The organism is Ferrovibrio sp. GW821-FHT12B10 (assembly GCF_058807515.1).
Genome location: NZ_JBXAQT010000003.1, coordinates 53549 through 78477, shown reverse-complemented (window position 1 = coordinate 78477; position 24929 = coordinate 53549). Strand labels below are relative to the sequence as shown.

Here is a 24929-nt window from a genome sequence, read left to right as displayed (position 1 = left end):
GTCTGGAGAATGGCTCCGAGGGAGGGATTCGAACCCCCGACCGGGCGGTTAACAGCCGCCTGCTCTACCACTGAGCTACCTCGGATCAGTGCGGGGCGGAACCTACCCACCCAGGCCCCGCGCCGCAAGCCCCCAAGATGACAACCGGTTCAAAAATTTCGTGGCAGTGCCGATGCCCCGTCAAACCTGCTTTTCCCCTTGCGCGCCAGATGCTAAGCGGGAGGAGAGGGAGCCGCAAAACATGAAAATGACCAAGGCCGAACTGGAAGCCTTTCTCGACAGTGAATTCCCGCAGATGCGGCCGATGCGGATCCGAATCGAACACTGGGATGGCCAGACGATCCGCGTTGCCATGCCGATCGGCGAGCAGCATCTGCGCCCGGGCAACACGGTCTCCGGCCCCACCATGATGACGATGGCCGATGTCGCCGCCTATCTGCTGATCCTGGGCCTGATCGGGCCGGTGGCGCTGGCCGTCACCACCAACCTCAACATCAATTTCCTGCGCAAGCCGGGCCTGGGCGACCTGAGCGCCGAAGCCAGCATGCTCAAGCTGGGCAAGACCCTGGCGATCACCGAGATCAGCCTGACCTCGGCCGGGGTGGATGGCCCGGTGGCCCACTCGGTGCTGACCTACGCGATTCCGCCGGCGCGTTGATACGTTCGGCCCCAGGTTTGGTCCCGGGCTTGATATGAGGCAGGGCGTTCCTATATTGTTCCCTGCGGTTGTGGCAGGCGCCGGCTAAACCCGCGGAACCAGAAACGAAGCAAAACGAAGGCTTGCGAAGCATCGTGAAGCCCGGCGAAGGCGCGGGAAGCGCCGCGACGGCGGGCGAGCGCCAGCGATGCGGAAACAGCGGGTTTGGCGAAGGCTGGAAGGGGTCGGAAACGCTGGTTCAGCGGGGCAGTGTGGCCAAGTGATTGGATAATCGTGTAAGTCTTTGATTTATCTATATAGGCATGTAGGTATTATAATACCGCTGCGTAAATACATGATTTCGCGTGCTGATCCCGTTTGACAGTGCGCCAAAAATCCTCATAGTGCGCCCCGATCCGTCCGCCGGCCTGTCCGTCGGGCAACTCTACCCGTTAGGAACCGTGATGAAGACCTTCACTGCCAAAGAGTCCGAAGTGGACAAGAAGTGGCTGCTGATTGACGCGGACGGCCTGGTGCTGGGGCGGCTTGCCTCCCTGATCGCCATGCGTCTGCGCGGCAAGCACAAAGCGATTTTCACCCCGAACTGCGACACCGGTGACAACATCATCGTCATCAATGCGGAGAAGGTGCGCGTCACCGGCCGCAAGGAATCGCAGAAGGTGTTCTACTGGCACACCGGTCATCCGGGCGGCATCAAGGGCCGCACCATCGGCGAGGGCCTCAACGGCCGCTTCCCCGAGCGCGTGATCCTGAAGGCCGTTGAGCGCATGCTGCCGAAGGAGAGCCCGCTGGCTCGCCGTCAGCTCGGCAAGCTCAAGGTCTACAAGGGCACGGCCCATCCGCATGAGGCGCAGCAGCCGGTCAAGTTGGACGTCGCCGCGCTCAATCCGAAGAACAAGAGGAACGACTAATCATGGCTGAGTCCCGCACACTCGCCGATCTGAGCCTGGGCAACGCGCAGGCCGCCGTCGCCAGCAAGGCCGTCGTTGAAGAACGCAAGGTTGACAAGCTGGGCCGCGCTTATGCGACCGGCAAGCGCAAGAACGCCATCGCGCGCGTCTGGCTGAAGCCCGGCTCGGGCAAGTTCACCGTGAACGGCAAGGAGAGCAACGATTACTTCGCTCGTCCCGTGCTGCGCATGCTGCTCGCCCAGCCGCTGGTCGTCACCAACCGCACCGGTCAGTTCGACATCATGGCCACCGTGGTCGGCGGCGGTCTGTCCGGCCAGGCCGGCGCGCTGCGTCACGGCATCTCCAAGGCACTGACCTACTTCGAGCCGACACTGCGTCCGGCGCTGAAGGCTCAGGGCTTCCTGACCCGCGACAGCCGCGTCGTCGAGCGTAAGAAGTACGGCAAGCCGAAGGCCCGCCGCAGCTTCCAGTTCTCGAAGCGTTAATCGATCCGCTGCCCAGGCAGCGATACGACGAGGGCCGGAGCATTGCTCCGGCCCTTTTCTTTTGCCCGCTGTGTTGCGTTTCGTTTGCATTTGAATGTCGCGGCGTCCCGCATACACATCTGCGTGTCACCCATGAGAGTTATGGTGGTCGCCGCGACAACCTGCACACTATGCGGCCGAGACAGGAGCCCACTGCAATGAGTCCTGAAAGCGCCTTTGTGCTTGTCGTCCCGGCCATGCTGGTGCTGCTGGCCGTCGGTGCGCTCGCCGGATATATCGAGACTGCGGTCTATCAGCTCGCCGCCTCCGATCTGTCGAACGAAGCCATCGGCAATGCCCAGCTCGAAAGCAATTTTTCCAGGAGCCGCATGGAATTCGCGCGCCTGCGCGACGAGCGCGCGCGCCTGGAAGAGGAGCTGAGCCAGATGCAGAAGGAGCGCGCCAGCCTCGCCGACCAGGAGCGCCAGCTCGCCGACCGCACCAAGAATTTCGTCACCGAGGCGAATTACCCGACGCCGGGGTCGGCGGGCTATTACTTCAAGATCGAGGGCCCGGCTTCCGAAATGCCGTTCGCTGGCATCGCCTCACAGGCGACCGCGCTGGGTGGCAAGCGGCGGGTGCGCCTGATCGTCTGGGGCATGGCCCTGGCCGAGGCACAGAGCATGGCGCTGAACTGGGCCGGTAATGACGGCAAGATCATCCTGACCCGGGAATTCGCCGGCAAGCTGTTCTGGCATGAAGCCTGACCATGAATGACATCCTCACCATACTGGCGGCGGTGATCGCGCTGCTGCTGACCGGGCTGGCAGCGGTGATCGCCATCGACCGCGCCCGCATGGGGTTGCGCCGGGCCGAAAGCGAAAAGCTTGGCCGCCGGCAGCGCCAGCAGGAACTGACCCGTCGCCTGGAGCAGCTCGAAAGCGCCATCGCGGAGCAGAAGAGCGCGATCACCAATGTGGAGCGCGACCTGAACAAGGCGAGGCAGGAGAACGACGCCCTGCGCCAGCAGCTCGACAGCACCCAGCATGTGTTCAGCTACACCATCGTGCCGCTGGAAAGCCGCGACATGTATGCCCGCGTCTTCCGCTTCACCGCGCGGCATCCGGGTCTTGGCGGCGATGCGCGCGAACCCGACCCGGTGGCGCAGTGGGATCAGGGCCGGCTCTATGCCGTCGCCGCGTCGAACCTGACCGAGGCGCGCTCCACCGTCGATCGGCTGCTGCCGCGTCACCGGGGCTTCACTGTGGTTAACGCGGGCGAGGCTGCGGCCGAAAGCGAGCGCGAGCAGGTCTGAAGCGGCAGATTGCCTGCGATTCGGGCAGGTTCGCGGTCTTGCGCGGCGAACATTTCGTTGATTTGCCACTGGCTTTGCCTGACATTTGCCTGAGGGAAACTGTCAGAAAGCCGCCGGCATGGACGCCGTCGATATCGTTGCCGCCCTGCTGCCGTCGCTCGGGATGTTCTTCGCCGTTTCACTCGGCGCGAACACGCTGGAGCGCTATGTGCAGAACTATGCGCGCGGCCGGTTCGAACTTGACCGCATCGCCGGCGAGGTGGAGCAGGGCCGCGGCCGCATTTCCGAGATCCGTCTGGAATACGACCGCCTGCTGGAAGAAAAGGCCGAGGTCGAGCTGCGCCTGTCGGAAAAGCAGACGGCCTATGGCGACATGATGGCGCGCGAAGTCGAGTTCACCGACCAGCGCTACATGATGGTCTACGAGATCGGCATCCCCAGGCCGCGCCAGACCGGCTGGTATGTCAAGCTGATCGGCCCCGAGATGCACGAGATGTTCAGCGGCCCGGGTTCGCTGGTGTCGCCGTTCCCCGGCCGCCGCGCCGCCCGCCTGATCGTCTGGGGCATCGATACCGAGGATGCAGTGCGCCTGCGCACCAAGAAGTCCTTCGGCGCGCTGTCCGAGGTGCTGGTGATCCGTCCCTTCAGCGGCAAGCTGAGGCTCGGCGATGTTTGACACCTCGGTCAACCAGTTCATCGGCATCCTGGCCGCGGGCGCCAATATCGCGATCGCGGTCGCCATCATCCTGCTGCTGGGCGAGCGCAGTCATGCGGCCTGGACGCGGGTACGCCTGCGCGCGGAAGAGCTGCAGATGCTGAAGGAAGAGGTGGCGCGCAACATCGAGGAGAGCGAGCGCGTCGTCCAGAACCTGCAGGAAGAGATCGCCACGGTGAAGAACCAGGTGGTGCGCGCCGAGCAGGATATCGAAGGCCTGATGCAGCGGCATCGCGAGACTGACCTGCCGGTCGGCTATACCGCCACGCCGCTCGATGTGGTCGACCGCCGCTACCGCACCTGGCGCGTCGTGGTGCGCAATGCCGATCTGGGCGCCGATGCCGGGTCGTTCAGTCATCCGGCCCATCGCTGGATCGAAGGGCGCTTCTACGAGGTGCCGGCGCCGAACATGGATTACGCGGTGTCGACCATGCAGGCCCGTTTCCTGGCGCGCGACGGCTTCACCGTCGAGCCAGCGCCATTCCGCCAGCCGCTCGTGACCATCGAAGCCGCCGAAGTGGCTTTTTGACGCCTGGCCTTTTGACGCCCGGCTCCTGACGCCTGTCTGGCGTCCGCTTCCGACTTTCCCTACCATGGTGGCGAGCGTCCGAGAGAGGCGCCGCCTGGAGGAATGCCATGACCCGACTGCCCAGCTTCGTTCTTGCCGCCATTCTTCTTGCCGGCGCGCTGCCTGCCACGGCCCAGCAGGATTACCCCAATCGCACCATCCGCTTCGTCGTGCCGTTTGCGCCGGGCGGCTCGTCCGACATCATCTCGCGCTCGGTCGCCAGCCAACTGTCGGTCACGCTGGGCCAGCAGGTCTATGTCGAAAACAAGGGCGGTGGCGGAGGCAACATCGCCATGGAGGAGGTGAAGCGCGCGGCCCCGGATGGCTACACCCTGATCCTTGGTCATATCGGCACGCTGGCGGTCAACCCGGCGATGTATGGCGCCAAGCTGCCCTACGATCCGGTGAAGGATTTCCAGCCGATCTCGCTGCTGGCCGTGGTGCCGAATGTGATCGCGGTGAATCCCAATGTGCCGATCAAGACGTTGGCCGAATTCGTGAAGGCCGCGAAGGACAAGCCGGGCAAGATGAACTACGGCTCGGCCGGCAACGGCAGTGCCGGGCATCTCGCCATGGAATATTTCAAGCTGCAGACCGGCGTCGATCTCGTGCATATCCCGTATCGCGGCACCGGCCCGATGCTGGCCGATCTGCTGGGCGGCCAGCTGGAAGCCACCTTCAACGGCATTCCGCCGATCATCAGCCAGATCAAGGCCGGCAAGCTGCGGCCGCTCGCGGTTGGGTCTGCAGTGCGAGTACCCGCATTACCAGACGTGCCGACGATCGCCGAAAGCGGCTATCCGGGTTTCGAGACCTCGCAGTGGTACGGCCTGATGGCGCCGGCCGGCACGCCGCGCCCGATCATCGACAAGCTGCAGAAGGAAGTGGCCAAGGCGCTGGCCACCGATGAAGCGAAAAAGCGTATCAGCGACGATGGCGGCGTGGTCGCCGGTGGCACGCCGGAACAGTTCGCCACGCTGATCGCCAAGGAGAAGGAGCGCTGGACCAAGGTAGTGGTGAGCGCGAAGATCCAGCCGGACTGAGCCTAGCGGTTCAGCTCGCGCATGCCGCGCTCCAGGCCTTCGAGCGTCAGCGGGAACATGCGGTTGGTCATCAGCTGCCGCACCACCTGCACCGAGGGCGTGAAGTCCCAGTACTTCTCCTGCACCGGGTTGAGCCAGATCGCCTTCGGATAGGTGTCGAGTAGGCGCTGCAGCCACACCGCGCCGGCTTCCTCGTTCCAGTGCTCGACGCTGCCGCCGGGCTGTACGATCTCGTAGGGGCTCATCGTCGCGTCGCCGACGAAGATGATTTTATAGTCATGCTGGTAGGTGCGCAGCACCTCATGGGTCGGCAGGAATTCGCTGTGGCGGCGGCGGTTGTCCTTCCACAGCTTCTCGTAGACGCAATTATGGAAGTAGAAGAACTCCATATGCTTGAACTCGGCGCGCGCGGCCGAGAACAGCTCTTCCGTCACCCGGATATGGTCGTCCATCGAGCCGCCGATATCGAACAGCAGCAGCACCTTCACCTTGTTGTGGCGCTCGGGCACCAGCTTGATGTCGAGATAGCCGGCATTGGCCGCCGTCGACTTGATGGTGTCGGGCAGGTCGAGTTCCATCTCTGCGCCTTCGCGGGCGAACTTGCGCAGGCGGCGCATGGCGACCTTGATGTTGCGGGTACCTAATTCGACGCTGTCGTCGAGGTTCTTGTATTCGCGCTTGTCCCAGACCTTCACGGCGCGACGGTTGCGCGACTTGTCCTGGCCAATCCGCACGCCTTCGGGATTGTAGCCATAAGCGCCGAAGGGGGAGGTGCCGGCGGTGCCGATCCACTTGTTGCCGCCCTGGTGGCGGCCCTGCTGTTCCTCGAGACGCTTTTTCAGCGTCTCCATCAGCTTGTCCCAGCCGCCCAAGGCCTCGATCTGAGCTTTCTCTTCCTCGGTCAGCACCTTTTCGGCAAGACGCCGCAGCCATTCTTCCGGAATCTCGGCCGTGACTTCGCTGCCGGCATTGCCGGCCCCGACAAAGGACAGCCCGTTGAAGCACTGGCCGAAAACGCGGTCGAACTTGTCGAGATTGCGCTCGTCCTTCACCAGCGCGGTGCGCGCCAGGTAGTAGAAGTCCTCGACCTTGTATTCCGGTACGCCCTTGTCCATCGCCTCGATCAGGGTCAGGTATTCCCGCAACGAGGCGGGCACCTTGGCCTTGCGTAGTTCGAGGAAGAAGTTGATGAACATCGGGCGTCTCCCTGATGCTTATCCGCGGTCGCGCCGCGCCAGGAAGGCCAGGCGCTCGAACAGATGCACGTCCTGCTCGTTCTTCAGCAGCGCGCCGGCCAGCGGCGGAATCAGCTTGCCCTGTTCCTTGGTGCGCAGTGCATCGGCCGGCAGGTCCTCGGCCATCAGCAGCTTGAGCCAGTCGAGCAGTTCGGAGGTGGAGGGCTTCTTTTTCAGGCCCGGTGTCTCGCGGATGTCGTAGAAGACGTTGAGCGCGTCGCGCACCAGGTTCTTCTGCACGCTCGGGTAATGCACCTCGATGATCTCTTCCATGGTCTCGCGCTCGGGGAAGCGGATGTAGTGGAAGAAGCAGCGGCGCAGGAAAGCGTCGGGCAGTTCTTTTTCGTTGTTCGAGGTGATGATCATGATCGGGCGCACGACGGCCTTCACCGTCTCGCCGGTCTCGTAGACGAAGAACTCCATGCGATCCAGCTCAAGCAGCAGGTCGTTGGGGAATTCGATATCGGCTTTGTCGATCTCGTCGATCAGCAGCACGGGACGCTGCGGCGCCGTGAAGGCCTCCCACAACTTGCCCTTCTTGATGTAGTTGCGGATGTCCTTCACGCGCTCGTCGCCGAGCTGGCTGTCGCGCAGACGCGATACGGCGTCGTATTCGTACAGGCCCTGCTGCGCCTTGGTGGTCGACTTCACATGCCAGGTGAGGAGGGGGGCCTTCAGCGCCTTGGCGATCTCGATGGCCAGCACGGTCTTGCCGGTGCCCGGCTCACCTTTCACCAACAAAGGCCGCTCAAGCGTGATGGCGGCATTCACGGCCACCTTGAGATCGTTGGTGGCGACGTAAGACTCTGTACCGGTGAACTTCATTGCGACGTTTCCCACGGGCTTATCGATAGCGATGGAAGACGCTAGGTCGCAGGTCGCCGCCGCGCAAGGCGTGACGTTACGTCAACTGCAGGGAGAGGCCGGGAGGGCCTAGTTGGTGGTCTTGTAGTTGACGCAGATCTTGGTCTTCTCGACCTGGTCCACGGTGTCGCCGGTATTGCCGCAGACACCGGCGGCGGCTTCCTGCGCATTCACGCAGAACAGCGAGCAGTCCTGGCAGACGCCGAACTCGACCGTTTGATGGCGGGTCTGCAGGTCGTGCAGCAGGCGGGTCAGGCCCTTGACCATTTCCGCGCCCAGTTCATCGGCGATCTCAGTGCTGGCGCGCTCCAGCGTCTGCATCGGGTCATTGCCCAGCATGGTCTGGCCGGCTTCGGTCAGGCAGAGCTCGACCTGGCGGCGGTCGTCGGTCTTCTTGCAGCGGGTGATCAGCCCCTTGCTTTCCAGCGAGATCAGGGTCTGGGAGACGGTCCCCTTGGTGGCGCCGAGGTATTCGGCCAGTGCGGTGGGGGAGCGGGAATATTTGTTGGCCTGGGCCAGGAAGCGCAGCGCTTCCCATTGGGCGGGGTTCAGGCTATTGGCGAACTGGAGCTCGCGGGTGAGGCGCCCCAAACGGTCGAGCAATACGATAACCCGTTGAGCCAGCGCGGCTTTTCCGGTTCCGACTGCGCCATTGCCGGCCTCTTCGGGACCGGCACGGAGATGCGTGGTGATAGGCATCACAGTTTTGTTTCGACTCGCTATTACAAGCTTGCTGGGGAACAGGGCGAGGCGTATCGTGTTTTGGTATCGACCCGATACCAATAGCCATTCGCCCGGCAGCCAGCACCAGCAACCTAGTGCAGGACCCGGTGAAAGTCGATGGAGGACATACAAATGGCCATCGCATCAGCCCCCCGGACCCTGGACGGCGCCGACCGGCGCTATCTGTCCACCGTCATGACCAAGGCGCTCCTGAGCGAGGAAGAGGAACTCGACCTCGCCCGCCGCTGGCGCAACGATGGCGACCAGCGCGCCATGCAGAAGCTGGTTACGGCTTACCTGCGCCTGGTTGTCGCGACCTCGACCCGTTTCCGCAATTACGGCCTGCCGATGCCCGACCTGATCCAGGAAGGCAACATCGGCCTGATGCTGGCCGTGAACCGCTTCGACCCCGAGCGCGGCGTGCGGTTCTCGACCTATGCCGCCTGGTGGATCCGCTCGTCGATCCAGGAATACGTGCTGCGTAACTGGTCGATCGTGCGCTCGGGCACTTCGGCCGGCCAGAAGGCGCTGTTCTTCAACCTGCGCTGGCTGCGCGCCAAGCTGGAGCGGGCGGGCGGCAGCATGAGCCAGCTCGACAACGCCTCGCGTGATGAAATCGCCAAGGCGCTGAAGGTGTCGGCCAAGGACGTCACGCATATGGCGGAACGCCTGTCCGCACGCGATCACTCGCTAAATGAGACCGTGGGCGGCGAGGAGGGCGGCGACGCCTTCCAGGATTTCCTGGTTGATCCGGGTCCGACGCCCGAGGAGATCGTGACCACCAAGATGGACGGCGGCCAGCGTCATGTCTGGCTGACGGAATCGCTGAAAGAGCTGAATCCGCGTGAACAACTGATCATCGTCGAGCGCATGCTCAAGGATGATAAGGCGACGCTGGAAGAGCTCGGCGGCCGTCTTGGCGTCACCAAGGAGCGTGTGCGCCAGATCGAAACCAAGGCCTTCCGCAAGCTGCAGAGCGCAGTCCAGCGCAAGGCCAAGCAGGCCGGCGAAAAGATCGTCGGCAAGCTTGAGGATTTGAGTAATCTCATTCCGGCCTGAGCTTACCCCTAAATTCGCCCACCCCCTGCTTGACATCGGGGTGGGCGACGGGTAAACCGCCGCCTGCCGCGGGGGTGTAGCTCAGTTGGTTAGAGCGCCGGCCTGTCACGCCGGAGGTCGCGGGTTCAAGTCCCGTCACTCTCGCCATTCCCCGCCGGCACCCTTTCTCCCTAAATTCGACCATTCGACACCCTGGCAGGCATCCTGCCGGCCTATTGCCGTATGCGGATCGATTCGGCCAGCCCGTACCGCAGGTGGCTCTGCGAGCGATTCTCAGAAAGCCGAAAATCGTTTTTTAGCCGGCAACTTGCGGGGTTTTTCCCTCACGGAGGCGTGTTGCGGCGCGACACGGAACCGGCTAGAACAGCCACGAACTCGGGCGGGGTGGGACCGGTCCGGGAAGTCACTGTTTTCGGAGGGGAATGACCGTGGACGCCCTGCTGCGGGAATATCTGCCGATCCTGCTTTTTCTAGGCCTCGCCATCGTGCTGGCCGTGGTTCTGGCCCTGCTACCCTTCGTGGCCGCCAAACGCGCGCCTGACCCCGAGAAGAATTCCACCTACGAATGCGGCTTCGAGCCCTTCGGTGACTCGCGCAAGCAGTTCGACGTGCGCTTCTATCTGGTCGCCATCCTGTTCATCATCTTCGACCTTGAAGTGGCCTTCCTGTTCCCCTGGGCGATCAGCCTGGGCGAGATCGGCGTGTACGGCTTCTGGTCGATGATGGCCTTCCTGGGCGTGCTGACCATCGGCTTTGTTTACGAGTGGAAGAAGGGGGCTCTGGAATGGGAGTGAGCAACACCATGCAGGCAACCCCCAAGACGAGCACGGCGGTTCAGACCGGCGCGTCGCAGGACGAATTCTTCAAGGACATTTCCGACGAGCTGGCCGACAAGGGCGTCGTCATTTCCTCGCTCGACAAGCTCGCCAACTGGGCCCGCACCGGTTCGCTCTGGCCGATGACCTTTGGCCTGGCCTGCTGCGGCGTCGAGATGATCCATGCCTACATGGCGCGTTACGATCTTGATCGTTTCGGCTCCATGCCGCGCGCTTCGCCCCGCCAGTCCGACGTGATGATCGTCGCCGGCACGCTCACCAACAAGATGGCCCCCGCGCTGCGCAAGCTCTACGACCAGATGGCCGAGCCGCGCTATGTCATCTCGATGGGCAGCTGCGCCAACGGCGGAGGCTATTATCACTATTCCTATTCGGTGGTGCGCGGCTGCGACCGCATCGTGCCCGTCGACGTCTATGTGCCGGGCTGCCCGCCGACCGCGGAAGCGCTGATCTACGGTCTGCTGCAGTTGCAGAAGAAGATCATCCGCACCGGCACCATCGCCCGCTGAAGAGAGCCCCATGACCGACAGCAACGCTCTTCGCGATCTGGGTGACCATGTCGCCGCCCGTCTGTCCGGCGCCGTGCTGGATAGCGCGATCGCTCATGGCGAGCTGACCATCCGGGTGCCGGCCGAGCGCATCGTGGAGGTGATCACCTTCCTGCGCGATGACGCCCAGTGCCAGTTCTCCGAGCTGGTCGACATCACCGGCCTGGACTGGCCCGAGCGCGCGAAGCGCTTCGATGTCGTGTACCATCTGCTGAGCATGGTGAAGAACCTGCGCATCCGCTTGAAGGTGCAGACCGACGAAGAGACGCCGGTGCCGTCCATCGTCAGCGTTTACTCGGCGGCCAACTGGTTCGAGCGCGAGACCTGGGACATGTACGGCGTGATGTTCTCCGGCCATCCGGACCTGCGCCGCATCCTGTCGGACTATGGTTTCGAAGGTCATCCGCTGCGCAAGGATTTTCCGCTCACCGGGTATATCGAAGTCCGTTACGACGAGGCGCAGAAGCGCGTGGTCTACGAGCCCGTGCAGCTCACGCAGGAATTCCGCCGCTTCGATTTCATGAGCCCGTGGGAAGGCGCGCAATACGTGCTGCCGGGCGATGAGAAGGCGGCGGGCGAGGGGCAGAAGTAAGATGGCCGAAGTCACGATCGCCAACTACATGGTCAATTTCGGGCCGCAGCATCCCGCGGCCCATGGCGTGCTGCGCCTGGTGATGGAGCTCGATGGCGAGATCGTCGAGCGCTGCGATCCGCATATCGGCCTGCTGCATCGCGGCACCGAGAAGCTGATCGAGCACAAGACCTATCTGCAGGCTGTGCCGTATTTCGATCGCCTCGATTACGTCGCGCCGATGAACCAGGAGCATGCCTTCGCACTGGCGGTCGAGCGTCTGCTCGGCCTGGAAGTGCCGGCGCGCGGCCAGGCGGTGCGCGTGCTGTTCGCCGAGATCGGCCGCCTGCTCAATCATCTGCTGAACGTGACCACTCACGCTCTCGACTGCGGCGCAATGACGCCGGCGCTCTGGGGTTTCGAAGAGCGCGAGAAGCTGATGGAATTCTACGAGGGCGTTTCCGGCGCCCGCATGCATGCGGCCTATTTCCGTCCCGGCGGCGTGCACCAGGATCTGCCCAAGGGCATGGACGAGGCCATCGTCAATTACCTGCCGCGCATGCTGAAGGTGATCCAGGATATCGAAGGCCTGCTGACCGAGAACCGCATCTATCGCCAGCGCAACGTCGATATCGGCGTGATCAGCGCCAAGGATGCGCTGGACTGGAGCTTCTCGGGCGTCATGCTGCGTGGCTCGGGCGTCGCCTGGGATCTGCGCAAGGCGCAGCCCTATGACGGTTACGAGAAGTACGACTTCGATCTTCCCGTCGGTAAGAACGGCGACTGTTTCGACCGCTATCTCTGCCGCATCGAAGAGATGCGCCAGAGCGCGCGCATCATCGAGCAGGTCATCGCCACCATGCCGACCGGGCCGATCGCGTCCGACGACCGCAAGGTCGTGCCGCCCAAGCGCGGCGAGATGAAGCGCTCGATGGAAGCGCTGATCCACCACTTCAAGCTTTACACCGAGGGCTATCACGTGCCCGAGGGCGAGACCTATGCCGCCGTTGAAGCCCCCAAGGGCGAATTCGGCGTTTATCTGGTATCCGACGGCTCGAACAAGCCGTATCGCTGCCGCATCCGCGCTCCGGGCTTCCCGCATCTGCAGGCCACCGACTTCATGTCGAAGGGCTACATGCTGGCCGACGCGGTCTCCATCGTCGGCAACATGGATGTCGTGTTCGGAGAGATCGACCGATGAGTGGCGTTCATATCGCACCGCCTGAACTGCAGCCGGCCAGTTTCGCCTTCACGGCGGAGAGCATGGAACTGGCCAAGATGCATATCGCCAAGTATCCAGCCGGTCGCCAGCAGAGCGCCGTGATGCCGCTGCTGGATATCGCGCAGCGCCAGCATGACAACTGGGTGCCGCAGGCCGCGATCAAGTATATCGCCGAGCTGCTGGGCATGCCGTCCATTCGTGTGCTGGAAGTCGCCAGCTTCTACACGATGTACAACCTCGCGCCGGTGGGCAGGCATTTCGTGCAGGTCTGCACGACCACGCCCTGCTGGCTCGCCGGTTCCGACAAGGTGCTGAGCGCCTGCAAGAAGCATCTGGGCCTCAATCCGGGCGAAACCTCGGCCGATGGCCAGTTCACCGTGATCGAAGTCGAATGCCTGGGCGCCTGCGTGAACGCGCCGATGCTGCAATACAACGACGACTTCTTCGAGGACCTCAACGAAGAATCGACCGGCAAGATTCTGGAGGCGCTGAAGCGCGGCGAAAAGCCCAAGCCCGGCCCGCAGAACGGTCGGCTGTCGTCCGAGCCGCTGGGCGGCGCCACGACTCTCACCACTTTCAATCCCGCGGCCCAGGGATCATCCCCGGCCGGCGGGAATGACGACTGAGGCGGAGCCAGACCATGCTTCAGGATAAAGACCGCATCTTCACCAATCTCTACGGCCAGCAGTCGTGGCGGCTTGAAGCCGCGCGCAAGCGTGGCGACTGGGACAACACCAAGGCCATCCTCGACAAGGGCCAGGACTGGATCATCGACGAGATGAAGAAGTCCGGTCTGCGCGGTCGCGGCGGCGCCGGTTTTCCGACCGGCATGAAGTGGTCCTTCATGCCCAAGCAGTCCGATGGTCGTCCGTCGTATCTCGTCGTCAATGCCGACGAGGGCGAGCCGGGCACCTGCAAGGACCGCGACATGATGCGCCACGATCCGCACAAGCTGATTGAGGGCTGCCTGGTCGCCGGCTTCGCCATGCGCGCGGTCGCTGCCTATATCTATATCCGCGGTGAGTTCTATCGCGAGGCCGAGAACCTGCAGGGCGCCATAGACGAGGCCTATGCGGCCGGTCTGATCGGCAAGAATGCCTGCGGGTCGGGTTTTGACTTCGATGTCTTCGTGCATCGCGGTGCCGGCGCTTATATCTGCGGTGAAGAGACCGCGCTGATCGAAAGCCTGGAAGGCAAGAAGGGCCAGCCGCGCCTGAAGCCGCCGTTCCCGGCCAACATGGGTGTCTGGGGCTGCCCCACCACCGTGAATAACGTCGAGAGCATCGCGGTCGCGCCGACCATCCTGCGCCGCGGCGGCGACTGGTTCGCCGGCATCGGCCGCCCGAACAACACCGGCACCAAGGTCTTCTGCATTTCGGGCCATGTGAACAAGCCGTGCAATGTCGAAGAAGAGATGGGCATCCCGCTGAAGGAGCTCATCGAGAAGCATGCCGGCGGCGTGCGTGGCGGCTGGGACAACCTGCTGGCCATTATCCCGGGCGGCTCCTCCGTGCCGCTGCTGCCCAAGGCGATCTGCGACGACGTGCTGATGGATTTCGATAGCCTGCGCGCCCAGCGTTCGGGCCTCGGCACCGCGGCCGTCATCGTCATGGACAAGTCGACCGACGTGGTGCGTGCGATTGCACGCCTGTCCAAGTTCTACAAGCATGAATCCTGCGGCCAGTGCACGCCGTGCCGTGAAGGCACCGGCTGGATGTGGCGCGTGATGGAGCGGCTGGTTCAGGGTCGCGCCGAGCGGCGCGAGATCGACATGCTGCTGGAAGTCACCACGCAGGTGGAGGGCCACACGATCTGCGCACTCGGCGATGCCGCCGCGTGGCCGATCCAGGGCCTGATACGGCATTTCCGTGGCGAGATCGAACGCCGCATCGACGCGTATCATTCGGGCTCGCCGGTTCTGCCGGCGGCGGCCGAGTAGGCGGGGAACACGCAATGCCCACGTTGACCATCGACGGCATCCAGGTAACGGTCGAGCCCGGCACCACCGTGCTGCAGGCCTGCGAGCTTGCCGGCAAGGAAATCCCGCGCTTCTGCTATCACGAGCGTCTGACCATCGCCGGCAATTGCCGCATGTGCCTGGTCGAGCAGGAGAAGGCGCCGAAGCCGATCGCGTCCTGCGCGATGCCGGCCGCCGACAACATGGTGATCAAGACCGACACCCCGCTGGTCAAAAAGGCCCGCGAAGGCGTGATGGAATTCCTGCTGATCAATCATCCGCTCGATTGCCCGATCTGCGACCAGGGCGGCGAGTGCGACCTGCAGGATCAGTCGCTGGGGTACGGCAAGGGCAGCTCGCGTTACGACGAGAACAAGCGCGCCGTCAAAGACAAGTATATGGGTCCGCTGGTCGAGACTGTTATGACCCGCTGCATCCATTGCACCCGTTGCGTGCGCTTCGCCACTGAAGTGGGCGGCGTGCCGGAGCTGGGCGCGATCGGCCGCGGCGAGGACATGCAGATCACCACCTATCTGGAACAGGCGATGACGTCGGAGCTGTCCGGCAATGTCATCGATCTCTGCCCGGTCGGTGCGCTGACCTCCAAGCCTTATGCCTTCACCGCGCGCTCGTGGGAGCTGCGCAAGACCGAAAGCATCGATGCGATGGACGCCGTCGGCGCCAATATCCGCGTTGATGTGCGCGGTCGCGAAGTGATGCGCGTGTTGCCGCGCGTGAATGAGGACGTGAACGAGGAATGGCTCTCCGACAAGAGCCGCTTCGCCTATGACGGCCTGAAAGCCCGTCGTCTGGACCGTCCCTATGTGCGCAAGAATGGCAAGCTGCAGGAAGCAACCTGGCCCGAAGCCTTCGCGGCCGTTGCGGCCGGCATGAAAGGCCTTCAGGGCAGCCAGATCGCCGCCATCGCCGGCGACATCGCCTGCGCCGAAAGCATGACCGCCCTGAAGGACCTGATGGGCAAGTTCGGTTCGCCGAACCTCGACTGCCGCCAGGATGGCGCGAAGATCGATCCTTCGACACGCGCCGGCTACATCTTCAACAGCGGCATTGCCGGCATTGAAGAAGCCGACGCGATCCTGATCGTGGGCGCCAATCCGCGCCGCGAAGCCGCGCTGATCAATGCGCGCATCCGCAAGCGTTACCTCACCGGCAAGGTGAAGATCGCGCTGATCGGCAGTGACCAGCCGCAACTGACCTACAAGTACGACTATCTTGGCGCCGGCGCCGCCACGCTGAAGGACATCGCCGAAGGCAAGCATGCTTTCGCCGAAGTCCTGAAGGGCGCGCAGAAGCCGATGATCATTCTTGGCCAGGGCGCCATCGCCCGCGCTGACGGCGCTGCCGTGCTGGCGCTGGCCAAGCAGGTCGCCGACACCGCCGGCCTGGTCAAGGATGGCTGGAACGGCTTCAACATGCTGCATACCGTCGCAGCCCGCGTCGGCGCGCTCGATCTCGGCTTCGTGCCGGGGCAGGGCGGCAAGGACGTCGCCGGCATTCTGGCTGGTGCGCAGTCGGGCGAGATCAAGGCCGTCTACCTGCTGGGTGCCGACGAGATCGACACCGCCAAGCTTGGTTCGGCCTTCGTGATCTATCAGGGCAGCCATGGCGATGCCGGCGCGCGCCGCGCCGACGTGATCCTGCCGGGCTCGGCCTATGTCGAGAAGGACGCCACCTGGGTGAACACCGAGGGCCGCGTTCAGCTCGGCCGTCGCGCTGCCGCGCCTCCGGGCGATGCCCGCGAGGACTGGGCCATCATCCGCGCGCTGTCCGAGCATGTCGGCCACAAGCTGAGCTATGACAATCTCGGCATGCTGCGTCGTCGCATGCTGGAGATCGCGCCGCATTTCTCGGCCGTCGACAAGCTGACCAAAGCTGCCTGGGGCGCCTTCGGCACCGCCGGCAGCGTCACCGACGCGCCGTTTGTGTCGGCGGTTGCCGATTTCTATCTGACCAATCCGATTGCCCGCGCCTCGGCCACCATGGCCGAATGCTCTGCCATCGCGCGCGGCGTCACCATGCCGAAGACGGGTACCCATGACTGAGTCTCTCTGGCAAACGCTCTGGACTGGCTACGTCTTCCCGGGCGGGCTGATCCTTGTCCATATCCTGATGCTGACGGTGCCGCTGCTGATCGCGGTGGCCTACCTGACGCTGATGGAGCGCAAGGTGCTGGCGGCGATGTCGCTGCGCATGGGCCCCAACGTGGTCGGCCCCTTCGGCCTGCTGCAGCCGTTCGCCGATGCGGCCAAGCTGATCTTCAAGGAAACCATCATCCCCTCGGGCGCGAACAAGTTCCTGTTCATCGCCGCGCCCTGCATCACCTTCATCCTGGCGCTGATCGCCTGGGCGGTGATTCCGGTAGGTGAGGGCCTGGTGATCGCCAACATCAATGTTGGCGTGCTGTACCTCTTTGCCATCTCGTCGCTCGGCGTCTACGGCATCATCATCGCCGGCTGGTCGTCGAACTCACGCTACGCCTTCCTCGGTGCGTTGCGTTCCTCGGCGCAGATGGTGTCCTACGAAGTCTCGATGGGCTTCGTGATCATCACGGTACTGCTCTGCGTCGGCTCACTGAACCTCAGCGCCATCGTGCAGGCGCAGAAGACGGTGTGGTTCGCCATCCCGCTCTTCCCGATGTTCATCGTCTTCTTCATTTCGGCGCTGGCCGAGACCAACCGCCATCCCTTCGATCTGCCGGAAGCGGAAGCCGAGCTCGTCGCCGGTTACCAGGTCGAATATTCCTCGATGGCCTTCGCGCTGTTCTTCCTTGGCGAATACGCCAACATGATCCTGATGTCGGGCATGACGACGATTCTGTTCCTGGGCGGCTGGCTGCCTCCGATGGACATTGCGCCGCTCAACTGGATCCCGGGCATCGTCTGGTTCTGCCTCAAGATATTCGTGCTGCTGTTCGTGTTCATCTGGGTGCGCGCCACCGTGCCGCGCTACCGCTACGACCAGCTGATGCGTCTGGGCTGGAAAGTCTTCCTGCCGTTCTCGCTGTTCTGGGTGGTGGCCACCGCGGGCGTTCTTCTCGCCTTCGACCTGCTGCCGAAAGGGGTCTAGGCCATGGCTTTGCTCGATCGCGGTGCCCGCACCATCTTCCTCTGGGAAGTGGTCAAAGGCCTCGGGCTGACCTTCAGCTACATGTTCAAGCCGCGCGCCACAGTGAACTACCCTTATGAAAAGGGTCCGCTCAGCCCGCGTTTCCGCGGCGAACATGCGCTGCGCCGCTACGCCAACGGCGAAGAGCGCTGCATCGCCTGCAAGCTCTGCGAAGCGATCTGCCCGGCGCAGGCCATCACCATCGAGGCCGAGCCGCGAGATGACGGCTCGCGCCGCACCACGCGTTACGACATCGACATGACGAAGTGCATCTACTGTGGTTTCTGCCAGGAAGCCTGCCCGGTCGATGCCATCGTCGAAGGCCCGAACTTCGAGTTCGCCACCGAAAGCCGCGAGGAGCTGTTCTACGACAAGGACAAGCTGCTGGCGAATGGCGAACGCTGGGAATACGAGATTTCGCGGAACATCGCCGCGGACGCGCCGTACCGTTGAGCGCGCCGCAGGCGGGGGAGTAGAGCATGATTATCCAGGCCTTGGCCTTCTATCTGTTCGCGGCGATCACCGTGGCCTCCGGCTTCATGGTGATCTCGGCGCGCAATCCGGTGCACAGCGTGCTCTTCCTGATCCTGGCCTTCTTCAATGCGGCCGGTTTGTTCGTGCTGATGGGTGCAGAATTCCTCGGCATGATCCTGGTGATCGTCTATGTCGGCGCGGTCGCCGTGCTGTTCCTGTTCGTCGTGATGATGCTCGACATCAATTTCGTCGAGCTGCGCCAGGGCTTCCTGCAGTATCTGCCCATCGGCGGCCTCATTGGTGCCATCCTGCTGATCGAACTGGCGCTGGTGCTGGGCGGCTGGGTGCTGACCCCGGCGGCGCTGTCGGGTGGCACTGATCCGATCCCGGCGATGGACAAGGTCACCAACACCCATGCGCTGGGCGCGGTGCTCTACACGAAATACATCTACCTGTTCCAGGGTGCGGGCCTGATCCTGCTGGTCGCCATGATCGGCGCGATCGTGCTGACGCTGCGCACCCGTCCGGGTGTGCGCCGCCAGAGCATCAACACGCAGGTCAATCGCCTGCGCGAGGATGCGGTGGAGATCAAGAAGGTCGAGACGGGCCAAGGCATCAAGAGCGGGGGCATCTGATCATGACCATCGGTCTCGGACACTATCTGACGGTCGCCGCCATCCTGTTCACGCTCGGGATCATCGGCATCTTCCTGAACCGCAAGAACGTCATCGTCATCCTGATGTCGGTCGAGCTCATGCTGCTCGCCGTCAATCTGAACCTGGTGGCGTTCTCGACCCATCTGAATGACCTGGTCGGTCAGGTCTTCGCGCTGTTCGTGCTGACCGTGGCTGCCGGCGAGGCCGCCATCGGCCTGGCGATCCTGGTGGTCTACTTCCGCAACCGCGGCACCATCGCGGTTGAAGACATCAATATGATGAAGGGCTGAGACGACGATGACGATGTACCATCTGATCGTTTTCCTGCCGCTTCTGGCCGCCTTCGTCGCCGGCCTGTTCGGCCGCCGCATCGGCGACAACGCCGCCATGGCCGTCACCTGCGTGTCGGTGATCATTTCCGCCATCCTGTCCTGGGTTGCCTTCTACATGGTCATCCATGGTGGCCAGGTCGTCACCATCAAGGTGCTCGACTGGATCGATTCCGGCAGCTTCAGCGTCGACTGGGCGCTCAAGATCGACCAGCTCACGGCTGTCATGCTGGTGGTGGTCAACACCGTGTCGGCCGTCGTGCATGTCTATTCCGTCGGCTACATGAGCCACGACGAGCATCGCCCGCGCTTCTTCGCCTACCTGTCGCTGTTCACCTTCGCCATGCTCATGCTGATCACGGCGGACAACTTCGTGCAGCTCTACATGGGCTGGGAAGGCGTGGGTCTGGCCTCGTATCTGCTGATCGGCTTCTGGTTCAAGAAGCCCTCGGCCAACGCCGCCTCGATCAAGGCCTTCGTGGTCAACCGCGTCGGCGACTTCGGCTTTGCGCTCGGCATCATGGCGCTGTTCCTCGCCACCAACGCCGTCACTTTCGATGCCGTCTTTGCCGCGGCCCCCGCGCTGGCCGGTAAGACCTTCCATTTCCTGTGGAAGGACTGGGACATCCTGACCGTTGCCACCTTCCTGCTGTTCCTCGGCGCCATGGGCAAGTCGGCCCAGCTCGGCCTGCACACCTGGCTGCCCGACGCGATGGAAGGCCCGACCCCGGTGTCGGCGCTCATCCATGCCGCGACCATGGTCACCGCCGGTGTATTCATGGTCGCCCGCTGCTCACCGCTGTTCGAATACGCCCCCGACACGCTGGCCTTCGTCACCGTGATCGGCGCCTCGACGGCCTTCTTCGCCGCCACGGTCGGCCTGGCGCAGAACGACATCAAGCGCGTGATCGCCTACTCGACCTGCTCGCAGCTCGGCTACATGTTCTTTGCCTTGGGCGTCTCGGCCTATCCGGCCGCGATCTTCCATCTCTTCACCCACGCCTTCTTCAAGGCGTTGCTGTTCCTGGGCGCGGGCTCGGTGATCCACGCCGTCGACGGCGAGCAGGACATGCGCCACATGGGCGGCCTGTGGAAGCATATCAAGATCACTTACGCGATGATGTGGATCGGCAGCCTGGCGCTGGCCGGCTTCCCGATCTTCGCCGGCTACTATTCCAAGGACATGATCCTCGAAGTGGCTTACGCCGCCGGCGGGGTAGGGCAGTACGCCTACATCATGGGCATGGCCGCCGCGATCCTGACGGCCTTCTATTCCTGGCGCCTGATCTTCATGACCTTCCACGGCAAGCCACGCGCCGACCATCACGTGATGGAACATGTGCATGAAAGCCCGATGATCATGCTGGTGCCGCTGTTCGTGCTGGCCTTTGGCGCGGTCTTCGCCGGCATCGCCTTCCATGACGGCTTCATCGGCCACCACTGGAAGGAATTTTGGGGCAGCTCGATCCTGATCCTGGACAACCACAAGGCCATGGAAGAGGCGCATCACGTGCCCTTCCTGGTCAAGGTCGGCCCGATCATTGTCGGCGTCATCGGCATCTTCATCGCCTGGATCGCCTATGTCCGCGACACCACGCTGCCGCATCGCGCCGCTGCGCAGCAGCCGATGCTGTATCAGTTCCTGCTCAACAAGTGGTATTTCGACGAGCTGTACGATCGCGTCTTCGTGCGCCCGACCTTCTGGCTCGGTCGCCTGCTGTGGAAGGGCGGCGACGGCAAGATCATCGACGGTTTCGGCCCCGACGGCTTCGCCTCCACGGTCATCCGCCTGGCCAAGCGCGCCAGCGTGCTGCAGACCGGCTACGTCTACCACTATGCCTTTGCCATGCTGATCGGCGTCGCGGCGCTGGTCACCTACTTCTTCAGTTCGATGGGGCACTAAGTCATGTCCAGCATGCCCTTGCTTTCGATCGTCACCTTCCTGCCGCTGATCGGCGCGGCCTTCATCTTCCTGGTCCGTGGCCCGGAAGAGCTCGTCGCCCGCAACGCGCGTTCGGTCGCCCTGTGGACCACCGCGATCACCTTCCTGGTGTCGCTGCTGATCTGGTTCAACTTCGATAACAGCACGGCCAATTTCCAGTTCGTCGAGAAGGCGGCCTGGGTTGGCGCCGGCATCAACTACCACATGGGCGTCGACGGCATTTCCATGCTGTTTGTCATCCTGACCACTTTCCTGATGCCTTTCTGCATCCTGGCCTCCTGGGAAGCCATCGAGCACCGCGTCAAGGAATACATGATCGCCTTCCTGGTCATGGAAACCCTGATGATCGGCGTGTTCTGCGCCCTCGACCTGGTGCTGTTCTACCTGCTGTTCGAAGCCGGCCTGATCCCGATGTTCCTGATCATTGGCATCTGGGGTGGTAAGCGCCGCATCTATGCCAGCTTCAAGTTCTTCCTCTATACGCTGCTCGGCTCGGTGCTGCTGCTGCTGGCGCTGCTGTACATGTACTTCACCGCCGGCACGACTGACATCCCGAGCCTGATGAAGACCGGGCTGTTCTCGGCGCAGGCGCAGACCTGGCTCTGGCTCGCCTTCTTCGCGTCCTTTGCCGTGAAGATGCCGATGTGGCCGGTGCATACCTGGCTGCCCGATGCCCACGTCGAGGCGCCCACCGCCGGTTCGGTCATCCTGGCCGCCGTGCTGCTGAAGATGGGCGGCTACGGCTTCCTGCGCTTCTCGCTGCCGATGTTCCCGATCGCCTCGGAATACTTCGCGCCCTTCGTCTTCACGCTTTCGGTCATCGCCATCGTCTATGCCTCGGTGGTGGCGTTGGTGCAGGAAGACATGAAGAAGCTGATCGCCTATTCGTCGGTCGCCCATATGGGCTTCGTGACCATGGGCATCTTCGCGCTGAACACCCAGGGCATCGAAGGCGCGATCTTCCAGATGCTCAGCCATGGCATCATCTCGGGTGCGCTGTTCCTCTGCGTCGGCGTCGTCTATGACCGCCTGCATACCCGCGAGATCGCCCGTTACGGCGGCCTGGCCAATAACATGCCGAAATACGCCGTGGTCTTCATGCTGTTCACCATGGCCAATGTCGGCCTGCCGGGCACTGGTGGTTTCGTCGGCGAACTGCTGACGCTGGTCGGCGCCTTCCAGGCGAATACCTGGGTGGCCCTCATCGCCACCTCGGGCGTGATCTTCGCCGCCGCCTATGCGCTGTACCTGTACCGCCGCATTGCCTTCGGTGAACTGACCAAGGACGACCTCAAGGCCATGACCGACATGACCCCGCGCGAGATCGCGATCTTCGCACCACTGGTGATCATGACGCTGTGGATGGGCGTTTATCCCGCGCCGTTCTTCGATGTGATGGCTGTGTCGGTCAAGCACCTGCTTGACCAGCACCAGACCGCCATGGCCGCCGCCAAGGCGCTGGCCACCGCTGCCCGTTAGGAGTGAACCCGTGACCGCTGCCACCATGCCGCTTCTGGCGCCGGCCTATCCGGAACTCTTCCTCGCCATCGCTTCGATGGCCATGCTGATGCTCGGCGTCTTCCGGGGTGACGGGTCCAGCCGTCTGGTCTCCTGGCTCAGCGTCGCCGTGCTGCTGGTCACCATCCTGCTGGTCGTCATGCAGCCGGCCGCCACTGCGGTCACCTTCGGCGGCATGTTCATCTCCGATGCCTTCGGCCGCTTTGCAAAGGTCCTGATCCTGCTCGGTTCGGCCTTCGCCATCATCCTGTCGCTGGGGTATGTGCGCAGCGAGAAGATGGAACGCTTCGAGTATCCCGTGTTGATCCTGCTGGCCAGCACCGGCATGCTGATGATGGTTTCGGCCAATGACCTGATCGCGCTGTATCTCGGCCTCGAGCTGCAGTCGCTGTCGCTGTATGTCCTTGCCGCCTTCAAGCGCGATTCCACCCGCGCCACTGAAGCGGGCCTGAAGTATTTCGTGCTGGGTGCGCTGTCGTCGGGCATGCTGCTGTACGGCGCCTCGATGATCTACGGCTTTGCCGGCTCGACCAACTTCGCGCTCATCGCCAAGGCACTGGCTGGCAGCCACCAGGGCTCGATCGGCCTGGTGGTCGGCATCGTCTTCCTGTCGGCGGGCCTGGCCTTCAAGGTCTCGGCCGTGCCCTTCCATATGTGGACGCCCGACGTCTACGAGGGCGCGCCGACCCCGGTGACGGCCTTCTTTGCCGTCGCCCCCAAGGTCGCTGCCATGGCGCTGTTCGTGCGCGCCATCCTGACGCCGTTCAGCGCCATCGCCCATGACTGGCAGCAGATCATCATCGTCATTGCCGTGCTCAGCATGCTGCTGGGCGCCTTTGCCGCCATCACCCAGACCAACATCAAGCGCCTGATGGCCTATTCCTCCATCGGCCATGTCGGTTATGCCCTGATCGGCCTGGCGGCCGGTACGGAAGAGGGCGTGCGCGGCATCCTGATTTACCTGGCCATCTACCTGGCCATGAATGTCGGCACCTTCGCCATCATCCTGTCCATGCGCCGCGACGGCCAGATGGTCGAGGGCGTCAGCGACCTGGCCGGCCTGGCCAAGACCCATCCGGGCATGGCGCTGCTGCTGGCTGCCTTCATGTTCTCGCTGGCGGGCGTGCCGCCGCTGGCCGGCTTCTTCGGCAAGTTCTACGTCTTCATGGCTGCGATCAACGCCAAGCTCTATGTGCTCTCGGTGATCGGTGTGCTCAGCTCCGTCGTGGGCGCCTATTACTACCTGCGCATCGTCAAGCTGATGTATTTCGATGAAGCAAGCGCGCCGCTGGCCAAGCCGGTCGGTCGCGAGCTGGGTGTGGTGATGACCGTGACCGGTCTCTTCACGATCCTGTTCTTCGTCATCCCGGCGCCGATGCTCAACCTCGCCGGCGCGGCTGCGAAGTCGCTGTTCCCCTGATCAGTCTCCCGAAGGCCCGGACTCCCTCATGAAGTGGGATCTCCGGGCCTTCGATACCCTCGACAGCACCAACGAGGAAATCCGCCGCCAGGCCGAAGCCGGCGCAGGCGAGGGTCTTGCCGTAATGGCGCGACAGCAAACCGCCGGCCGTGGCCGCCGGGGCCGGGCCTGGACCTCGACCGAGGGCAATCTGTTCCTGTCCCTGCTGCTGCGTCCCCAGCTAAGCGGAAAGGGGGCGACACCGGCCCAGGCCGCGACACTGTCCTTCCTCACCTGTGTGGCCGTGGCCGATGCGGTCGAGATCGCCATGCCGGGCCTGCCGCTGGCCACCAAATGGCCGAATGACGTGTTGGTCGGCGGCGCCAAGGTGGCCGGCATCCTGCTGGAATCCCGCACCACGCCCGAGGCCGCGCTCGACTGGGTTGCGGTCGGCATCGGCGTGAACCTGAAGCACCATCCCGACGGCACGGCCTATCCGGTCACCGATCTGGGGCAGCATGGCATCGACGTTACGCCCGCGGTCTTCGCTGAATGGCTGCTGGCGCGCTACGGCTACTGGTATGGCCGCTGGCAGGCAGAGGGCTTCGCGCCGGTGCGCGCTGCCTGGCTGGCCCGGGCGCAGGGCCTGGGCAAGCCGGTGGTCGTGCGATTACCGGATGCGGAGCTGCACGGGCGATTTGCCGCGCTGGACGACAGCGGGGCGCTTTTACTGGAATTGCCTGACGGCCGCATGCAGACTGTGACCGCCGGCGACGTCTTTCCGGCCGCCTGAGAC

General features: G+C 63.5%; 27 protein-coding genes and 2 tRNA genes. 25 read left to right on the top strand and 4 right to left on the bottom strand.

The window, feature by feature from the left end; all coding sequences use genetic code 11:
* Nucleotides 1-10: 10 nt before the first annotated feature.
* A tRNA-Asn gene (locus tag AC1RRT_RS20100) sits at nt 11-85 on the bottom strand.
* Nucleotides 86-241: 156 nt separating this feature from the next.
* On the opposite strand from AC1RRT_RS20100, the gene AC1RRT_RS20095 reads away from it, so the two are divergent.
* The 8 genes from AC1RRT_RS20095 (at nt 242) to AC1RRT_RS20060 (ending at nt 5674) form a co-directional block, all read left to right on the top strand.
* Nucleotides 242-658: a PaaI family thioesterase gene (locus AC1RRT_RS20095; protein ID WP_493015761.1), complete on the top strand. Its 417-nt coding sequence runs from the start codon at nt 242-244 to the stop codon at nt 656-658.
* A gap of 443 nt (nt 659-1101) precedes the next feature.
* Nucleotides 1102-1569 (top strand): 50S ribosomal protein L13, encoded by a 468-nt coding sequence (rplM, locus tag AC1RRT_RS20090; protein WP_492981243.1) that lies wholly within the window; start codon nt 1102-1104, stop codon nt 1567-1569.
* 2 nt (nt 1570-1571) lie between these two features.
* Nucleotides 1572-2054, top strand: coding sequence for a 30S ribosomal protein S9 (rpsI, locus tag AC1RRT_RS20085; protein WP_493015760.1), 483 nt, complete (start codon nt 1572-1574; stop codon nt 2052-2054).
* Between the two features lie 197 nt (nt 2055-2251).
* Nucleotides 2252-2800: a beclin/Apg6 coiled-coil domain-containing protein gene (locus AC1RRT_RS20080; RefSeq protein WP_493015759.1), complete on the top strand. Its 549-nt coding sequence runs from the start codon at nt 2252-2254 to the stop codon at nt 2798-2800.
* A 2-nt stretch (nt 2801-2802) separates the two neighbouring features.
* Nucleotides 2803-3348, top strand: coding sequence for a hypothetical protein (locus AC1RRT_RS20075; RefSeq protein WP_493015758.1), 546 nt, complete (start codon nt 2803-2805; stop codon nt 3346-3348).
* A 118-nt stretch (nt 3349-3466) separates the two neighbouring features.
* The gene (locus tag AC1RRT_RS20070; protein ID WP_493015757.1) at nt 3467-4024 is read left to right on the top strand and encodes a hypothetical protein; all 558 of its coding nucleotides are present in this window, start codon (nt 3467-3469) and stop codon (nt 4022-4024) included.
* Complete coding sequence (locus AC1RRT_RS20065; protein ID WP_493015756.1) at nt 4017-4592, top strand: hypothetical protein; 576 nt, start codon at nt 4017-4019, stop codon at nt 4590-4592. The genes AC1RRT_RS20070 and AC1RRT_RS20065 overlap by 8 nt, the downstream gene beginning before the upstream one ends.
* Nucleotides 4593-4699: 107 nt before the next feature.
* On the top strand, nt 4700-5674 hold the full coding sequence (locus AC1RRT_RS20060) for a Bug family tripartite tricarboxylate transporter substrate binding protein (protein WP_493015755.1): 975 nt from the start codon (nt 4700-4702) through the stop codon (nt 5672-5674).
* 2 nt (nt 5675-5676) lie between these two features.
* Here the strand turns inward: AC1RRT_RS20060 and AC1RRT_RS20055 are convergent, their stop codons facing one another.
* The 3 genes from AC1RRT_RS20055 to AC1RRT_RS20045 all read right to left on the bottom strand — a co-directional run bounded on the left by AC1RRT_RS20055 (nt 5677) and on the right by AC1RRT_RS20045 (nt 8472).
* A complete protein-coding gene (locus AC1RRT_RS20055; RefSeq protein ID WP_493015754.1) occupies nt 5677-6870 on the bottom strand; it encodes a vWA domain-containing protein in 1194 nt (397 codons plus the stop codon).
* Between the two features lie 18 nt (nt 6871-6888).
* Nucleotides 6889-7734, bottom strand: coding sequence for an AAA family ATPase (locus tag AC1RRT_RS20050; protein ID WP_493015753.1), 846 nt, complete (start codon nt 7732-7734; stop codon nt 6889-6891).
* A gap of 108 nt (nt 7735-7842) precedes the next feature.
* Nucleotides 7843-8472 (bottom strand): MarR family winged helix-turn-helix transcriptional regulator, encoded by a 630-nt coding sequence (locus AC1RRT_RS20045; protein WP_493015752.1) that lies wholly within the window; start codon nt 8470-8472, stop codon nt 7843-7845.
* Between the two features lie 156 nt (nt 8473-8628).
* Here AC1RRT_RS20045 and AC1RRT_RS20040 point away from each other — a divergent pair, with 156 nt between their 5' ends.
* The 17 genes from AC1RRT_RS20040 to AC1RRT_RS19960 all read left to right on the top strand — a co-directional run bounded on the left by AC1RRT_RS20040 (nt 8629) and on the right by AC1RRT_RS19960 (nt 24926).
* On the top strand, nt 8629-9555 hold the full coding sequence (locus tag AC1RRT_RS20040; RefSeq protein WP_493015751.1) for an RNA polymerase factor sigma-32: 927 nt from the start codon (nt 8629-8631) through the stop codon (nt 9553-9555).
* 70 nt (nt 9556-9625) lie between these two features.
* Nucleotides 9626-9702 (top strand) — tRNA-Asp (locus tag AC1RRT_RS20035).
* Between the two features lie 275 nt (nt 9703-9977).
* The gene (locus AC1RRT_RS20030; protein ID WP_493015750.1) at nt 9978-10349 is read left to right on the top strand and encodes an NADH-quinone oxidoreductase subunit A; all 372 of its coding nucleotides are present in this window, start codon (nt 9978-9980) and stop codon (nt 10347-10349) included.
* Nucleotides 10340-10900 carry a NuoB/complex I 20 kDa subunit family protein gene (locus AC1RRT_RS20025; protein WP_493015749.1) on the top strand — a complete coding sequence of 187 codons (561 nt, stop codon included), beginning with the start codon at nt 10340-10342 and terminating at the stop codon, nt 10898-10900. The genes AC1RRT_RS20030 and AC1RRT_RS20025 overlap by 10 nt, the downstream gene beginning before the upstream one ends.
* A 10-nt stretch (nt 10901-10910) precedes the next feature.
* Nucleotides 10911-11531, top strand: coding sequence for an NADH-quinone oxidoreductase subunit C (locus tag AC1RRT_RS20020; protein WP_493015748.1), 621 nt, complete (start codon nt 10911-10913; stop codon nt 11529-11531).
* Nucleotide 11532: 1 nt separating this feature from the next.
* On the top strand, nt 11533-12711 hold the full coding sequence (locus AC1RRT_RS20015; protein ID WP_493015747.1) for an NADH-quinone oxidoreductase subunit D: 1179 nt from the start codon (nt 11533-11535) through the stop codon (nt 12709-12711).
* Entirely contained in the window at nt 12708-13358 is a 651-nt protein-coding gene (gene nuoE, locus AC1RRT_RS20010; protein WP_493015746.1) for an NADH-quinone oxidoreductase subunit NuoE, read from the top strand. Before AC1RRT_RS20015 ends, nuoE begins: the two co-directional genes overlap by 4 nt.
* Nucleotides 13359-13372: 14 nt before the next feature.
* A complete protein-coding gene (nuoF, locus tag AC1RRT_RS20005; RefSeq protein ID WP_493015745.1) occupies nt 13373-14671 on the top strand; it encodes an NADH-quinone oxidoreductase subunit NuoF in 1299 nt (432 codons plus the stop codon).
* 14 nt (nt 14672-14685) lie between these two features.
* Nucleotides 14686-16752, top strand: coding sequence for an NADH-quinone oxidoreductase subunit NuoG (gene nuoG / locus AC1RRT_RS20000; protein WP_493015744.1), 2067 nt, complete (start codon nt 14686-14688; stop codon nt 16750-16752).
* Nucleotides 16745-17776, top strand: a complete 1032-nt coding sequence (gene nuoH, locus AC1RRT_RS19995; protein ID WP_492981261.1) for an NADH-quinone oxidoreductase subunit NuoH — start codon at nt 16745-16747, stop codon at nt 17774-17776. The genes nuoG and nuoH overlap by 8 nt, the downstream gene beginning before the upstream one ends.
* Before the next feature lie 3 nt (nt 17777-17779).
* Entirely contained in the window at nt 17780-18268 is a 489-nt protein-coding gene (gene nuoI, locus AC1RRT_RS19990; protein ID WP_492981262.1) for an NADH-quinone oxidoreductase subunit NuoI, read from the top strand.
* Nucleotides 18269-18294: 26 nt separating this feature from the next.
* Entirely contained in the window at nt 18295-18924 is a 630-nt protein-coding gene (locus AC1RRT_RS19985) for an NADH-quinone oxidoreductase subunit J (RefSeq protein ID WP_493015743.1), read from the top strand.
* 2 nt (nt 18925-18926) lie between these two features.
* A complete protein-coding gene (nuoK, locus tag AC1RRT_RS19980) occupies nt 18927-19235 on the top strand; it encodes an NADH-quinone oxidoreductase subunit NuoK (protein WP_492970703.1) in 309 nt (102 codons plus the stop codon).
* Between the two features lie 13 nt (nt 19236-19248).
* Nucleotides 19249-21177, top strand: a complete 1929-nt coding sequence (gene nuoL, locus AC1RRT_RS19975; protein WP_493015844.1) for an NADH-quinone oxidoreductase subunit L — start codon at nt 19249-19251, stop codon at nt 21175-21177.
* A gap of 3 nt (nt 21178-21180) precedes the next feature.
* On the top strand, nt 21181-22695 hold the full coding sequence (locus AC1RRT_RS19970) for an NADH-quinone oxidoreductase subunit M (protein WP_493015742.1): 1515 nt from the start codon (nt 21181-21183) through the stop codon (nt 22693-22695).
* Nucleotides 22696-22720: 25 nt separating this feature from the next.
* On the top strand, nt 22721-24154 hold the full coding sequence (nuoN, locus tag AC1RRT_RS19965; RefSeq protein ID WP_493015843.1) for an NADH-quinone oxidoreductase subunit NuoN: 1434 nt from the start codon (nt 22721-22723) through the stop codon (nt 24152-24154).
* Between the two features lie 28 nt (nt 24155-24182).
* Entirely contained in the window at nt 24183-24926 is a 744-nt protein-coding gene (locus tag AC1RRT_RS19960; protein ID WP_493015741.1) for a biotin--[acetyl-CoA-carboxylase] ligase, read from the top strand.
* Nucleotides 24927-24929: the final 3 nt, after the last annotated feature.

Coding starts and splice junctions, on each gene's coding strand:
- nuoG (WP_493015744.1), top strand. CDS start 14,686: ATGCCCACGTTGACCATCGACGGCATCCAGGTAACGGTCGAGCCCGGC.
- AC1RRT_RS20080 (WP_493015759.1), top strand. CDS start 2,252: ATGAGTCCTGAAAGCGCCTTTGTGCTTGTCGTCCCGGCCATGCTGGTG.
- AC1RRT_RS20065 (WP_493015756.1), top strand. CDS start 4,017: ATGTTTGACACCTCGGTCAACCAGTTCATCGGCATCCTGGCCGCGGGC.
- rpsI (WP_493015760.1), top strand. CDS start 1,572: ATGGCTGAGTCCCGCACACTCGCCGATCTGAGCCTGGGCAACGCGCAG.
- AC1RRT_RS20020 (WP_493015748.1), top strand. CDS start 10,911: ATGACCGACAGCAACGCTCTTCGCGATCTGGGTGACCATGTCGCCGCC.
- AC1RRT_RS20045 (WP_493015752.1), bottom strand. CDS start 8,472: ATGCCTATCACCACGCATCTCCGTGCCGGTCCCGAAGAGGCCGGCAAT.
- AC1RRT_RS20030 (WP_493015750.1), top strand. CDS start 9,978: ATGACCGTGGACGCCCTGCTGCGGGAATATCTGCCGATCCTGCTTTTT.
- AC1RRT_RS20055 (WP_493015754.1), bottom strand. CDS start 6,870: ATGTTCATCAACTTCTTCCTCGAACTACGCAAGGCCAAGGTGCCCGCC.
- nuoE (WP_493015746.1), top strand. CDS start 12,708: ATGAGTGGCGTTCATATCGCACCGCCTGAACTGCAGCCGGCCAGTTTC.
- nuoK (WP_492970703.1), top strand. CDS start 18,927: ATGACCATCGGTCTCGGACACTATCTGACGGTCGCCGCCATCCTGTTC.
- AC1RRT_RS20050 (WP_493015753.1), bottom strand. CDS start 7,734: ATGAAGTTCACCGGTACAGAGTCTTACGTCGCCACCAACGATCTCAAG.
- AC1RRT_RS20095 (WP_493015761.1), top strand. CDS start 242: ATGAAAATGACCAAGGCCGAACTGGAAGCCTTTCTCGACAGTGAATTC.
- AC1RRT_RS20060 (WP_493015755.1), top strand. CDS start 4,700: ATGACCCGACTGCCCAGCTTCGTTCTTGCCGCCATTCTTCTTGCCGGC.
- nuoH (WP_492981261.1), top strand. CDS start 16,745: ATGACTGAGTCTCTCTGGCAAACGCTCTGGACTGGCTACGTCTTCCCG.
- AC1RRT_RS20015 (WP_493015747.1), top strand. CDS start 11,533: ATGGCCGAAGTCACGATCGCCAACTACATGGTCAATTTCGGGCCGCAG.
- AC1RRT_RS19970 (WP_493015742.1), top strand. CDS start 21,181: ATGTCCAGCATGCCCTTGCTTTCGATCGTCACCTTCCTGCCGCTGATC.
- nuoI (WP_492981262.1), top strand. CDS start 17,780: ATGGCTTTGCTCGATCGCGGTGCCCGCACCATCTTCCTCTGGGAAGTG.
- AC1RRT_RS19960 (WP_493015741.1), top strand. CDS start 24,183: ATGAAGTGGGATCTCCGGGCCTTCGATACCCTCGACAGCACCAACGAG.
- nuoF (WP_493015745.1), top strand. CDS start 13,373: ATGCTTCAGGATAAAGACCGCATCTTCACCAATCTCTACGGCCAGCAG.
- AC1RRT_RS20070 (WP_493015757.1), top strand. CDS start 3,467: ATGGACGCCGTCGATATCGTTGCCGCCCTGCTGCCGTCGCTCGGGATG.
- AC1RRT_RS20075 (WP_493015758.1), top strand. CDS start 2,803: ATGAATGACATCCTCACCATACTGGCGGCGGTGATCGCGCTGCTGCTG.
- AC1RRT_RS19985 (WP_493015743.1), top strand. CDS start 18,295: ATGATTATCCAGGCCTTGGCCTTCTATCTGTTCGCGGCGATCACCGTG.
- AC1RRT_RS20025 (WP_493015749.1), top strand. CDS start 10,340: ATGGGAGTGAGCAACACCATGCAGGCAACCCCCAAGACGAGCACGGCG.
- nuoN (WP_493015843.1), top strand. CDS start 22,721: ATGCCGCTTCTGGCGCCGGCCTATCCGGAACTCTTCCTCGCCATCGCT.
- nuoL (WP_493015844.1), top strand. CDS start 19,249: ATGTACCATCTGATCGTTTTCCTGCCGCTTCTGGCCGCCTTCGTCGCC.
- rplM (WP_492981243.1), top strand. CDS start 1,102: ATGAAGACCTTCACTGCCAAAGAGTCCGAAGTGGACAAGAAGTGGCTG.
- AC1RRT_RS20040 (WP_493015751.1), top strand. CDS start 8,629: ATGGCCATCGCATCAGCCCCCCGGACCCTGGACGGCGCCGACCGGCGC.